This is a genomic window from Acinetobacter sp. 778_lipA (assembly GCF_058242985.1).
Genome location: NZ_JBZAYT010000001.1, coordinates 4,417,752 through 4,432,164 on the forward strand (window position 1 = coordinate 4,417,752; position 14,413 = coordinate 4,432,164).

At 37.4% G+C, this 14,413-nt stretch carries 10 protein-coding genes; 5 read left to right on the plus strand and 5 right to left on the minus strand.

The window, feature by feature from the left end:
* Positions 1-8 precede the first annotated feature (8 nt).
* A complete protein-coding gene (rnpA, locus tag AC4CUY_RS20930) occupies positions 9-401 on the minus strand; it encodes a ribonuclease P protein component (protein ID WP_004718937.1) in 393 nt (130 codons plus the stop codon).
* A gap of 33 nt (positions 402-434) precedes the next feature.
* Complete coding sequence (rpmH, locus tag AC4CUY_RS20935) at positions 435-569, minus strand: 50S ribosomal protein L34 (protein ID WP_000831329.1); 135 nt, start codon at positions 567-569, stop codon at positions 435-437.
* Between the two features lie 693 nt (positions 570-1,262).
* On the opposite strand from rpmH, the gene dnaA reads away from it, so the two are divergent.
* The 4 genes from dnaA (at position 1,263) to gyrB (ending at position 7,542) form a co-directional block, all read left to right on the plus strand.
* Positions 1,263-2,654: a chromosomal replication initiator protein DnaA gene (gene dnaA, locus AC4CUY_RS20940; protein ID WP_336954624.1), complete on the plus strand. Its 1,392-nt coding sequence runs from the start codon at positions 1,263-1,265 to the stop codon at positions 2,652-2,654.
* 111 nt (positions 2,655-2,765) lie between these two features.
* A complete protein-coding gene (dnaN, locus tag AC4CUY_RS20945; RefSeq protein ID WP_336954626.1) occupies positions 2,766-3,914 on the plus strand; it encodes a DNA polymerase III subunit beta in 1,149 nt (382 codons plus the stop codon).
* Between the two features lie 24 nt (positions 3,915-3,938).
* Positions 3,939-5,021 (plus strand): DNA replication/repair protein RecF, encoded by a 1,083-nt coding sequence (gene recF, locus AC4CUY_RS20950; protein ID WP_336954627.1) that lies wholly within the window; start codon positions 3,939-3,941, stop codon positions 5,019-5,021.
* 52 nt (positions 5,022-5,073) lie between these two features.
* Complete coding sequence (gyrB, locus tag AC4CUY_RS20955; protein WP_336954629.1) at positions 5,074-7,542, plus strand: DNA topoisomerase (ATP-hydrolyzing) subunit B; 2,469 nt, start codon at positions 5,074-5,076, stop codon at positions 7,540-7,542.
* Positions 7,543-7,712: 170 nt separating this feature from the next.
* Here the strand turns inward: gyrB and AC4CUY_RS20960 are convergent, their stop codons facing one another.
* Entirely contained in the window at positions 7,713-8,720 is a 1,008-nt protein-coding gene (locus tag AC4CUY_RS20960) for a putative solute-binding protein (RefSeq protein WP_336954631.1), read from the minus strand.
* A 1,009-nt stretch (positions 8,721-9,729) separates the two neighbouring features.
* Positions 9,730-11,664, minus strand: coding sequence for an ATP-binding cassette domain-containing protein (locus AC4CUY_RS20965; RefSeq protein WP_336954633.1), 1,935 nt, complete (start codon positions 11,662-11,664; stop codon positions 9,730-9,732).
* A 483-nt stretch (positions 11,665-12,147) separates the two neighbouring features.
* On the opposite strand from AC4CUY_RS20965, the gene AC4CUY_RS20970 reads away from it, so the two are divergent.
* Complete coding sequence (locus AC4CUY_RS20970; protein ID WP_490774685.1) at positions 12,148-13,134, plus strand: putative solute-binding protein; 987 nt, start codon at positions 12,148-12,150, stop codon at positions 13,132-13,134.
* A gap of 64 nt (positions 13,135-13,198) precedes the next feature.
* On the opposite strand, the gene tyrS is transcribed toward AC4CUY_RS20970, so the two are convergent.
* A complete protein-coding gene (gene tyrS, locus AC4CUY_RS20975; protein WP_004718921.1) occupies positions 13,199-14,413 on the minus strand; it encodes a tyrosine--tRNA ligase in 1,215 nt (404 codons plus the stop codon).

Consider the following 14,413-nt stretch of genomic DNA (forward strand, 5'->3'; position numbering starts at 1 on the left):
GGTATCCTCTATTTTTGAGGGGAAGATTGAGCTATTTTATGGTGCTTTTTAACAATGCGCTGCAATTTTAACCAAGCAAATTGTAATTGCTGAAAAAGCTCAGCATTTGGAACTGCTTCTATACCAACTTTAGGCATCACCACAATATCCAACAAATCTATATTTTGCTGGTTTAAGCGAAAACTTTCACGCGTTAAACGTTTTATTCGATTTCTTTCATGCGCACGGCGCACTTTCTTCTTTGCAACAACAATACCCAAACGGCTTTTAGGCTGTTCGGTGACTTTTGCTAAGAATATAAAATGGGGTTGATGCACTTTAAAAAGCGCACCATCAAATACATCTTTGTAATCAGCAGCGCAGTGGATTCTCACCTCTGGACTGAAACTATAAAGAGACATAACACCCAAGTCGTCTATCAACTGTTTAAAAGATTAAACAGTTAAACTATGACGGCCTTTTGCACGACGGCGAGCTAATACTTGACGACCAGCCTTAGTAGCCATACGAGCACGGAAACCATGAACACGCTTGCGCTTTAATTCAGATGGTTGGAATGTACGTTTCATATCGAAACTCCAAAATTGATCTTTTCTAAAGGTTCGCGATTGTATTGTGCATTCTTTATTCTGTCAATAAATATACACATTTCTTTTATATAGACGCTTTATTTTTACCCAGCCAACAACTTTATATAGATTAAATTGAATAAATTATTAAAAATATATATTCACAGCATAACTTATTATTTTATAATATAAATAAGAGTTACACACAGATATATCCTCAAAGTTATCCATAGGCTGATTCACAATTTAAATTTAATTTCTTAATTTTAAATTTAAAAATCGTATTGTTTTGAATTTAAATTCATAACTTAAGCTTTATCCACAGAAATCCTGATCCTTATAAATAAATTCAAATTTAAAATTTATATTTATTATTATTAGGGAGCGTTTTTTCTGTGGAAAACAGCTTTTTTAAGATAAATAATAATAACTTACCCTGTGAGTATCCATGTTTCTATTAATTTGATGGATTGTGGATAACTTTCTGTGATAATTTATCCACAGCTTGTGGAAAACCTTATCCACAGTTGCTTTAAATTTAAATTTATTTACAGAAGGTTGCTTTTTTGAGCGAATTAGATTGAATTAACCATGACAGATGTGGATAACTTGGTTAGAATGGCGACCCCTTCACCTACTAGGGTAGGGGTAAATAGTCTTTTTTGAATTTAAAATTGAATGAAGGGGTTTCACATGCTTTGGACGGACTGCTTAACTCGCTTGCGACAAGAGCTCTCTGATAATGTCTTTGCCATGTGGATTCGTCCTTTGGTTGCAGAAGAAGTCGAAGATACTTTAAAACTGTATGCACCCAATCCATATTGGACTCGCTACATTCAAGAACATCATTTAGAACTGATTTCTATTTTGGCGGAACAATTATCTGAAGGGCGAATTCGCAAAGTCGAAATTATAGTCGACTCGCGTCCGGGAGCTATACTTTCTGCCTCTGAACAACCTGCGACAACAACAGCAGCACTTGAAAGTTCGCCTACACCCACCCATCATACAAAAGCTAAAAAAGATAAAGAATATGAAGTTGTTTCTGCAAAAAATGTGAAGAAACGCCAACTAAATCCATTGTTTAATTTTGCTCTATTTGTTGAAGGCCGTTCTAACCAAATGGCGGCTGAAACGTGTCGTAAAGTTTTAACACAACTGGGAGAATCTCAACATAATCCACTATTTTTATATGGTCCTACAGGGCTTGGTAAAACGCATTTAATGCAAGCAGTTGGGAATGCATTATTACAAGCAAAACCAAATGCGCGTGTAATGTATATGACTGCGGAAAGTTTTGTACAAGATTTTGTCAGCTCTCTGCAAAAAGGTAAGGTTGAAGAATTTAAAAAGAATTGCCGTTCTTTAGATTTATTATTGGTTGATGATATTCATTTATTGGCAGGTAAAGAAGCCAGTCTTGTCGAATTTTTCTATACATTCAATGCTTTATTGGATGAGTCTAAACAGATTATTTTAACCTCTGACCGTTATCCAAAAGAGTTAACCGAATTGGATCCGCGCTTAGTATCGCGTTTTTCATGGGGATTATCGGTTGGAGTTGAACCACCAGATATTGAAACACGTATCGAAATTTTGCTGAAAAAAGCTGAAAGTAGTGGGATAGATCTTCCTCGCAATTGCGCTTTATTTATTGCACAACAAGTTGTTGCCAATGTGCGTGAGCTTGAAGGCGCTTTAAACAAAGTTGTGGCGATCTCGCGCTTTAAGGGTTCTGCAATCGATCTAGAAGTGGTTCGTGAGTCTTTGAAAGATGTCTTGGCGATTCGTGCTCGAACCATCAGTACTGAAAATATTCAGCGAGTGGTGAGTGAATACTTCCGAATTCCATTGAAAGAATTGGTGGGGCCAAAACGCACACGTATTTACGCTCGACCACGTCAGTTGGCGATGGGGCTAGCACGTGAACTGACTGGAGACAGTTTCCCTGAAATTGGGATGGCATTTGGCGGGCGTGATCACAGTACGGTCATGCATGCATGTGAAAAAGTGCAAAGTTTACGCGACGAAGATCCAATTTTTAATGAGGATTATAAAAACCTCATGCGCCTGTTACAAAGTTAAAATTTGTACAAATTACGCGCTTGCAATGCGGCATAAACTGCCGCATAGTACGTCATTAAAAAAAATTTATTACCCACATTTTCTGTCATATTTAGTTAGAGGAATTCCACCGTGCGTTTGAAAATCGCGAAAGAGAGCTTACTTAATGTTTTGTCCCATGTGGTAGGAGCAGTTGAACGTCGCCATACTTTAAACATTCTTTCAAACGTGAAAATTCAAGCTACAAATCAAGCGCTTACGATTACTGGATCAGATTTAGAAGTGGAGCTTGTTGCAAGTACAACTCTAGCTGAAGGCGCATGTTTACAAGCAGGGGAAACCACTGTTCCTGCACGTAAGTTAGTTGATATTTGTAAATCTTTACCAGCAGCAGCTTTGATTGATTTACAGATTACTGAAGATCAGCGCTGTATTTTAAAATCTGGAAACAGTCGCTTTGTTTTAGGGACGTTGCCTGCTGAAGACTATCCACTATTAACCAATGAAAATAGCCAGGGCACTCAAGTTAAAGTGACTGAACGTGAATTAAAGCGTTTATTTGAAAAAACTTCGTTTGCAATGGCTGTTCAAGATGTACGTTTTTATCTAACTGGTACATTATTGGAAATTGATGAAAATCAATTACGCGCAGTCACCACAGATGGACATCGTTTAGCATTGTGCGAAACATTGGCGTCTTCAACTGCTGCTCAATTGGTTCAAGCCATTGTTCCTCGTAAAGCAGTAGGTGAGTTACAGCGTCTTTTAAGTATCGAAGATGAGCAGCTTACTTTGTTAATTGGTCGTGAATTGCTGAATGTTACCATTCAAACCTCTAGCCGTGATAAAGAACAAGGCGATATTACCGTACGTTTCACCACAAAATTGATTGATGGGAAATTTCCTGATTATCGACGTGTGATTCCACGTGGTGGTGACAAAGTTGTAAATATTCCACATGATGTATTTAAGCAATCATTACAACGTGTTGCGATTTTAAGTAATGAAAAATTACGTGGGGTATTCTTAAATTTTAATGCTGATTCTTTGCAATTACGTGCCAATAACCCTGAGCAAGATGAAGCGATTGAAGATTTAGCTATTCAATATGCCAATGCTCCTATGGAAATGTCATTTAATGCTCAATATATTTTAGAGGTATTAAGTGTTTTAGATGGTGATGATGTTGCAATGACCATGTCTGAAGCGAATCAATCTGTATTGGTACAAGATCCAACACAATCTAATCAAACTTACGTTGTAATGCCGATGCGTGTTTAATTGATTTATTTTTAAATCATAGCCATGCATATTACGCGTTTAAATATACAACGTGTTCGAAACCTCAAGACGGTTGCCCTCCATGAGTTGCAACCGTTTAATGTTTTTTACGGACAAAATGGTTCAGGAAAAACTTCCATTTTGGAAGCCATCCATTTATTGGCAACAGGTCGATCTTTTCGAACACATATCCCTAAAAATTACATTCAAAGTAATCAATCAGACGCCATTGTTTTTGCTCAATCACTGACCGAAAAGATTGGTATGCAAAAGCTACAAAGTGGTGAGCAGTTAATTAAGGTAAATGGTGATACTGTTGCAACCCAAGGGCAACTTGCCAAAATCTTGCCATTGCAACTGATTGATCCGTTAAGTACTGATATTATCGATCATGGTGCAAAACCACGTCGCCAATTATTGGATTGGCTCATGTTTCACGTGGAACCAGATTTCTATCATGCATGGCAATATTATTCACGCGCTTTAAAACAAAGAAATAGCTTACTTAAAACGAAACGTAATCTGACGTTGCTCGATTTAGAGCCGTGGAACAAAATGCTTAGTGATTATGGTGAAATGTTGCATTCTCAACGGGTCGAAATTATTGAGCAATGGAAGTTATATTTACAAGAAGATTTGGGGCAGTTATTGCCCGATTTAAAGATTGAGATGGAATACAGTGCAGGGTTCCATGTGGAACATGGTTTAGCCCATGATTTGATTCTATATCACCAAAAAGATGTTGATCGACGTTATACCGAATATGGGCCTCATCGTGCAGATATTCGATTAAAAACTCCATTAGGTGAAGCGGATGTGGTACTGTCTAGAGGGCAGAAAAAGTTATTGATAATGGCTTTAAAACTATCACAAATTGCCATGTTACATGCCTGTAATAAAGAAACTGTGGTATTATTAGATGATGTAACAGCAGAATTAGATTTAAGCGCACAACAACGTTTAATTGAGCGATTGAGCCAACTTGGTAGTCAAGTTTTTATTACCACACTAGACCATGAATCAGTAAAAAAACATTTACATGATTTGTCTATTTCCTACCAGTTATTCAATGTTGACCAAGGTCAGGTAAGTGTTGTTGCAACATGATTTTAGATTTTAGCCAATTTTGGAAAGACCTATTTTTCACTAGGGAGAAACCATGAGTTCAGAAGATCAAATAGCTTCTCAAACAGAACCCACCATTGAAAAGGCTTATGATTCCTCTAGTATCAAAGTATTACGTGGTCTAGATGCAGTTCGTAAACGCCCAGGTATGTATATTGGTGATACTGATGATGGTTCAGGCTTACACCATATGGTATTTGAGGTGGTCGATAACGCGATTGATGAAGCTTTAGCTGGTCATTGTGATGAAATTTTAGTGACTATTCATGAGGATGAGTCAGTCAGCGTTGCAGATAATGGACGTGGTATTCCAACCGATATTCACCCAGAAGAAGGTGTCTCTGCTGCAGAAGTAATTCTTACTATTCTGCATGCAGGTGGTAAGTTTGATGATAATAGCTATAAGGTTTCAGGTGGTTTGCACGGCGTAGGTGTATCTGTAGTCAATGCACTTTCAAGCAAACTAGAACTTACGATTCATCGTGCTGGCCACATTCATCAACAAGAATATAAACATGGTGATCCAGTTTACCCGTTAAAAATTGTGGGTGATGTTGAAACGACAGGGACTATTGTTCGTTTCTGGCCGAGTACTGAAACGTTTAGCCAAACGATTTTTAATGTCGATATTTTGGCACGTCGCTTACGTGAGCTTTCATTCTTGAATGCCGGTGTACGTATTGTCCTACGTGATCAACGTGTTGCCTTAGAACATGTCTTCGATTATGAAGGTGGTTTATCTGAGTTTGTAAAATATATCAATCAAGGTAAAACCCATCTCAATGAAATCTTCCATTTCACCACACAAGCTGAAAATGGCATAGGTGTTGAAGTTGCTTTACAATGGAACGATACCTATCAAGAAAATGTTCGTTGTTTTACCAATAATATTCCACAAAAAGATGGTGGGACGCATTTAGCTGGTTTCCGTGCAGCGTTGACGCGTGGCTTAAACAACTACATGGAAAATGAAAACTTACTCAAAAAAGAGAAAGTTGCGGTTAGTGGTGATGATGCGCGTGAAGGCTTAACAGCAATTGTTTCAGTCAAAGTACCTGATCCTAAATTCTCATCACAAACTAAAGAAAAATTGGTGTCGAGTGAAGTTAAACCTGCTGTCGAGCAGGCAATGAATAAAGCCTTTTCTGAATATTTATTAGAAAATCCTCAGGCTGCAAAATCTATTGCAGGCAAAATCATTGATGCTGCACGTGCGCGTGATGCTGCGCGTAAAGCACGAGAAATGACACGTCGTAAGAGTGCACTTGATATCGCCGGTCTTCCAGGTAAATTGGCAGACTGTCAGGAAAAAGATCCAGCACTTTCAGAATTATACTTAGTCGAGGGTGACTCTGCGGGCGGTTCTGCAAAACAAGGCCGTAACCGTAAAATGCAAGCCATTCTTCCGCTCAAAGGTAAAATTCTTAATGTGGAACGTGCACGTTTCGATAAGATGATTTCATCTCAGGAAGTGGGTACGCTGATTACTGCATTAGGATGCGGTATCGGTCGTGAAGAATATAACCCAGACAAGTTGCGTTATCATAAAATCATTATCATGACCGATGCTGACGTGGATGGTTCTCACATTCGTACCCTACTTTTGACTTTCTTCTTCCGTCAAATGCCAGAACTTGTGGAACGTGGCTATATTTATATTGCACAACCACCACTGTATAAACTGAAAAAGGGTAAGCAAGAGCAATACATTAAAGACAATGATGCTTTAGAAACGTATTTGATTTCAAATGCGATTGATGAACTTGAATTACGTGTCAATGCTGAAGCGCCTGCAATTCGTGGTGTAGCACTAGAGAAAGTGATTGCCGATTATCAAACCTCTCAAAAAAGTTTGCAGCGTTTAACCGTGCGCTATCCTGCGACTCTGCTTGATGGTTTGTTAAGTCTTGAGCATTTTAAACTTGATCAAAATCATGACCAAGATTATGTACAACAATGGGGTGAAAAACTTCGTGCTGCGATCGAAACAACGCAACCAAGTTTACGTCCAGTGTTGAGCTTGGAATCATTTGATAAAGAAACTGCTGATGGGCTTAAAACGACGATTTATTTCCCGCGTATAACGATTTATGTGCACAATTTACCGCATAGCTATTTATTAGATGCGGGGTTATTGGCATCGGGCGAATATAAGCGTTTATTGCAGAACTCGAAGAGCTGGTTCACTTTGTTAGAAGACGGTGCTTATCTGCAAAAAGGCGAACGTAAAATCAACGTTTCGACTTTCCATCAGGTTTGGCAACACATTTTGACAGATTCACGTCGCGGCATGATGATCCAACGCTATAAAGGTTTGGGTGAGATGAATGCTGAACAGCTTTGGGAAACTACGATGGATCCTGAAAACCGTAATATGCTGCAAGTGACCATTGATGATGCGATTGAAGCCGATCGTATGTTTGCATGTTTAATGGGCGATGATGTAGAACCACGTCGTGCGTTCATTGAGGAAAATGCATTAAATGCAGATATTGATGCTTAATTAAACTCATTCTAACCAGTAAATAAGGGAATAGACCTCGGTTTATTCCCTTTTTTATATCGTTATTTTAATTTTGATAGTACTTTTGCTTCTATTTAAAAATTTAAAGCAAAAAAACCAGCTTATCAAAGCTGGTTTTTTGTAGGCTTTAGCTTATTTCATCTAAAGTATTATTCACCACCAAGCGTACATTCAAAGTTGGCTTTATCTACTGAACAACGTGCTTTTTTCAACACAGACATCATACCTGCGTCATAAATACCTTGTTTAGTCAGTTCTAAACGGCCATCACGCATTAACTTTTGGTATTTCAGTTTATCTTCAGCGGTTAAATTCATTTTGTATTTTGCTGGAATAGTTGCTTCTAGACGATTAATCATAGCAAAGCTTTTTGGCAAGTTTTTCACAAAATAATCACGAGATTTTTGACCAAAGCCTGCAGGGAATTTTTCCGGACGGATGACAAAGTCAGCAGTTACTTGTAATACTGGGAAGTTAAACATTGCCCCATTTGCACCTAAACCTTTTTGAATTTCAAGAGGTTTGTAGGCATAAGCAGGTGCTCCGACCATATCAACTTGACCATTGTTAAATTTTGCAACAAAGTTTGTGATATCTGAAGGAACAGCTTGTGCACCAACACGTTGTACTAGAATTTTTTGAGCGCTATCATAGCTTAAAACAGCAAACTTTTTACCAGCGGCTTTTTCAATTGAGTTGATATTTTTATCACGTACAAAAATAAATGCTGAACCAAGTGGTGCAATACCAGCAACTTCGTATTTTTTACCACCCAATGTTGTGGTCATTTTTGCAGCATTACGCGCATCTAAGGCAAAAGTAATGGCTTTTTGTGCAATCGCATTACTTGGCACACCGCCAATAGAGTCGATTGAACCCACAAATTTATTGTATTGACGTGCACGCATTGCAGTCATAAATACGCCATCGCATTTGCCTGCTTTAAAGTCGTTATCTGCAACAGCTTCGTCTTGTTTTGGGATGAGATTGATATCAGCGCCCCAACTTTTTGCTGATAATGCCCATTCTTGCGCCATTTGAAATGACTCACCTGACTTACCTAATAAATCAAATACGCAGACATCTGTCGCAGCTTGAGATGCTGAACTAAATCCAACGATTGAAGTTGCAGCAATAGCGAATACAATTTTTTTCATATTTTCTTCCTTATCTATTTATCCATCTTTAGGAACTTTTCCATAAGCGCAATATTAATCAGCTTTGTTTGAAAAAAATAGAGCATTTACTCCATTTATTATTTTTTTTTTGACAATTATTGTGAATTAGCGAGTTAACTCTCATTTCAGAGGCAAGCTTTTTATAAATAAATCAGTTTTTTAAGCTGAGTTATGTTTTTTCATTACAAATTGTTCGAAATTCATGATCTATGTAATTTTAAATAATTTTGCTGAAATTAAAAAAAATAGATGAATGTTCATTATAAAAAGCGACGAATGGTTAAATTTTGCACTTGAATTTTGTTCTATTAATAACCAAAATAATGTTGATAAGTATGTGGGTAACTTGGCAATTAGGCCTAAATTCAATGAATACAGACTGATTTATTTGCATATTAAATTTCAAAATCGTTAAAAATTCCTCTTAAAAAATGAGTCAGAAGAACTATTTTAAAATTTTTAACTTATCCACAAACAATTGATAAAAATATTTTTAAATTCAAATGAATTGTCCTTTTTAAAGCCTTTTTTACTATTATTTAGATATGCTAATATGTTCCACGGTGTGAATTATCTATTATAAATAAAAGTTATGATTGTATTTTGTGGATTTGAAGATGCTTTTAGGCTTGGAAGTGACTGGATGTTAAATAAAATAAGCTTATGATTTTTATTGGATTATTGTGTTAAAAAGCCTTCTTTTGATCTGTGGGTCTCGAATAATGAGAATCAATACGAGAATGTGTTTGCATAGCGTGGCTATGTATTGAATTACTGAAGATTTATGAGAAGTGATAAAGTGCTTTAAATTTTGTTGAAATGATTAAGTTGCGGTTAAAAATTTAAATAATAAAATGTTTTAATTAGTTAGGTTGTTGATTATTAATGTTATTTTATTAAAAATAAAGCTAGAAAAAGCATCTGCCTATTTCTAGCTGATTTGAGGAGCTTATTGTATTAAATAGTACTTTTTAATTAAAAGTGCCTTTTAATCGAAAGAACTTTCTAATGTTTCTAGTTCCATCATCAATTCAAGCATTTTTTCTTCAGCTTGTTCTAATTTTACTTTTAACTCTGTCTGTTCATTCATGAGTTTGAGTAAATCTTCTTTACGGTTTGCCTCATAAAGGGTTGAGTCTGCAAGTAATGCTTCAATTTCTACAAGTCTAGGTTGAATTTTTCCAATTTGACTTTCAATTTTCTCGATATTTTTACGAATAGGACGGCTCAGTTCACGTTGACGAGCTGCTTCTTTACGTTGTGCTTCTTTATCGAGTTTTGAAATACTTGGTTTTTCAACCACCTGAGATTGAACAGGGGCACTAGGCTGTTGTCCATTCTTGATCATATCGATACGTGCTTGACGTAACCACGTTGCATAATCTTGTAAATCCCCGTCAAATTCCTTACTTTGACCTGCATGGACCAAAATAAGTTCATCACAGACTGAAGCGATCAGCTGACGCTCATGGGAAACTAAAACCACAGCCCCTTCAAAATCCTGTAAAGCCATCGTAAGTGCATGGCGCATATCTAAATCTAAATGGTTAGTAGGTTCGTCGAGGATTAAAACATTTGGACGTAACCAAACGATTAAAGCCAAAGCCAAACGCGCACGTTCACCGCCAGAGAAGCTTTCACTTGGGGTGTCCATACGTTCGCCACTAAAGCCAAAACTTCCTAAAAAGGAGCGTAAGGCTGCTTCACTGATCTTCGGGTCAGCAATGCGAGAAAGTTGTAACATCGGGCTGGCATTGCCATCTAAAGCATCCATTTGATGCTGGGCAAAATAACCAATATTGAGTAATTCTGAATCTTTACGTAAACCTTGAATCAGTGGCAAATCACCCACTAAAGATTTGATTAGGGTCGATTTACCTGCACCATTCATTCCCAGTAAACCGATACGACTACTTGGTGTAATCTGCAAATTTACATTGGTGACAATCAATTTATCGCCATAGCCAATATCTGCATGTTCAAGTGTGAGCAGTGGTGAACTCATTTTGCTTGGTTCACGGAAACTAAAGGTAAATGGATTATCCACATGTGCAGGGGCAAGCTCTTGCATACGTTCAAGTTGTTTAATGCGGCTTTGCGCTTGTCGTGCTTTAGTCGCTTTGGCTTTAAACCGGTCAATAAATTTTTGTAAGTGTGCTTTAGCTTCTTGTTGCTTTTCAAAAGCTTGTTGTTGTTGTGCTAATCGCTCAGCACGTGTAGTTTCAAAAGTTGAGTAGTTGCCGGTATATAAAGTCAGTACTTGATTTTCGATATGCAAAATATGATCTGTGATTGCATCTAAGAAATCGCGGTCATGTGAAATTAAAATGAGTGTCCCTTCATATGCCTTGAGCCAATCTTCTAACCATAAAATTGCATCTAAATCTAAATGGTTGGTCGGTTCATCGAGTAATAGTAAGTCTGAACGACTCATCAGGGTACGAGCAAGATTTAAACGCATCCGCCACCCACCAGAGAAACTTGAAACCAAAAGTTCTGATTGATGCTCAAAAAAACCTAAACCGGCCATCAGTTGAGATGCTTTAGATGCAGCTGTATAGCCATGAATTTCTTCAAAACGGCTATATAAATGCGCTAACTCATCATTACTCAAATCTTCAGAATGGTTTAGTTTGTCTTGTATTAGCCAATATTCTTCATCGCCAGATAATACAAAATCAATAGCTTTCATATCTAAGGCTTTGATTTCCTGAGCCATATGGGCAACGGTCCATATATTTGGACGGGTTAAGCTACCACTGTCTGACTCCATTCCACCCAAAAGTGCTGAGAACAATGTGGATTTACCCGCACCATTTACACCTGTTAAACCAATTTTCCAACCAGGATGAAGTTGCATAGACGCTTTTTGGAATAAAATGCGTCCACCACGGCGAATTGAAAGTTGGTCTAACTGAATCATAGGAAACTGACTATTGAATATCGGATGCGGTATAGTAAAGGATAAATGGTAGAGTTCAAAAAATGTATTTGATAAAAGAAGTGACAAAATGTCTTTTCTTGAGTGAAAAGCACAATAAATTGGGTAAATAGGATCAATTCAAAAAAATAAACAATGCTTTATGGTGCATGCTTAAATAAAAAAAGCGTATATCTCGCAAACCAGCAATAATCATTAGAATATTTTAATTTTAAAACCACTCAATAAAAAACCGCTCAATGAAATCAGCTCAGCTACTTATTTTTATCAGAATTTTGCCCTGAATTTTTTATCTCATCTAAAAGTTGGTTAAAAAATTAATACAAAATATCCAATTTATGTAGAATTAATCACAGTATCACCTAAAAATATGCAGTTAAAGTAAAAGACTCGGATTGCTTTTACATCTACAAGGATAAATCTATTTATAAAAATATGGATGTGAGATGATGAATAAAATAGGATATTTACCGATTATTTTTTCAGCTTTTTTCACCTCTGCTACAGGCAAAACAAAATGTGTGTGTGTTTGATTTACTGGGTAAAGCGGGTGAATCTTATAAACTCTTGGAAGAATGGGCTTTAGCAGCCAAAGCATGGGGCGCTGATATTAATTTAACCGTGTATCAGTCAGAAGAAGCCGTGGATAAAAAATTTAAAACCAATAAATGTGATGCCGCTGCAATGACCACCATGCGCTCACGTGAATACAATAAATTTGGTGGATCTATTGATGCTTTGGGAGGAATTCCCAACAATGAAATTGCCAGAAGAGCGATCAACTATGCCTTGGATAAACGCAATGCAAAAAGACTGGTTTCTGAAAAAAATGGGGTCAAATATGAATTGGCAATGATTACCCCGATTGGTATTGCTTATATCTTTGTTAAAGATCGCGCAATGAATACTTTGGAAAAGGGTAAAGGTAAAAAGTTTGCATATCTGCATTACGATCTTGCACAAAAGGTTGCCGTTGAACGTGTAGGTGCAATCGGGGTTCCTTCTGATATTTTTAATTTTGTGAAAAAATTTAATGATGGTGAGGTGGATGCGATTGCTTCGCCAGCCTATACCTATAAACCATTGGAAATTTATAAAGGTTTAGCTAGCAATGGTGCAATGTTTACTTATACCGTAGTGAATGTGACTGCCGATTTAATTATTAAACCTGAGCAGTTTCCAGAAGGTTTTGGTATTAAGTCACCTGAGTGGGCTGTGAAGCAGTTACCAAGTTCATTTAAGAAAATAGAAAAAATGGAAGCTGAAATTCCAGCAAAATATAAATTAAATGTGTCTAAGGATGTTGCACTCCGTTATCAGAAATTATTGCGAGAAGGGTGGATTGAGTTAACAAAAAGAGGGGTGTACGATCCTGTGATGATGTCGGTACTGAAAAAAGCACGCTGTACGGTAGATCGCACCAACTTTGAATGTTCACTTGCAGGTGAATAAATTTATTCAATAAAAAAAGCCATCAATGTTGATGGCTTTTCTGGTTTTATTGGCTTACACGGGATTAATCGGTAAAGGTCACTTTTGCAATGGCTTTTTTACTTGCCTGAATAACCAAAGTAACATTTTCTTTTACAGTGAAGTTTGCATCCACAACTTCCCAATCTACTTTTACGGCTCCACGTGAAACAGCATCTTTAGATTGTGCTGAATTCTTGGTTAAGCCTGCGGCACGTAAAATAGAAACAATCGAGATTTCTCCGTTGTATTCACCACGAGAAATAGTCACTTCAGGCGTACCTTCAGGTAGCTCGCCTTCAGTGATTAAGTTACCCGCACCTTTATGTGCATGTTCAGCAGCTTCTGCGCCATGGAAGCGTTCAACCAACTCAAGTGCAAGAATTTTCTTAATGTCTTGCGGATTACGACCTTCAGCCATTTCTTTGAGAAGAACGTCAATTTCGTCCATAGACTTAAAGCTGAGTAATTCAAAATAGCGTTCAATCAAGCTGTCAGGCATAGACAATACTTTTTGGTACATTGCGCCTGGGGCATCAAATACACCAATATAGTTGCCTAAAGACTTCGACATTTTATTGACACCATCCAAACCTTCTAGGATTGGTACGGTAATGCATACTTGAGCTTCTTGGTCATAACGACCTTGAAGAGTACGCCCCATGAGTAAGTTAAAGGTTTGGTCTGTACCACCAAGCTCAACATCAGCTTCAAGCGCGATAGAGTCGTAACCTTGAACCAAAGGATATAAAAACTCATGAATAGCAATCGGTTGATGGCTATTATAGCGTTTAGTGAAGTCATCACGTTCGAGCATACGCGCAACAGTTTGTTGCGAAGCCAATTGAATCAAATCAGCAGCGGTTTTTGTTGCAAACCATTCCGAGTTAAAACGAACTTTGGTTTTATTTGGATCAAGAATTTTAAACACTTGTTCTTGATATGTTTTGGCATTTTCTAAAACTTGTTCACGCGATAGCGGTGGACGAGTCGCACTCTTACCTGTTGGGTCACCAATCATGGCAGTATAATCACCAATCAAAAAGGTGACATCATGACCTAGATCTTGAAACGCTTTTAATTTGTTAATTAAAACAGTATGACCCAAATGTAAATCTGGTGCAGTTGGATCAAATCCTGCTTTAATTTTTAAAGGACGATTTTCTTTTAGTTTCTTCAGAAGATCTTCTTCAGAAATAATTTCGTGAGTGCCTCGGCGAATGAGGGCAAGTTGTTCTTCAGCCGGCAGGAAATTTGACAT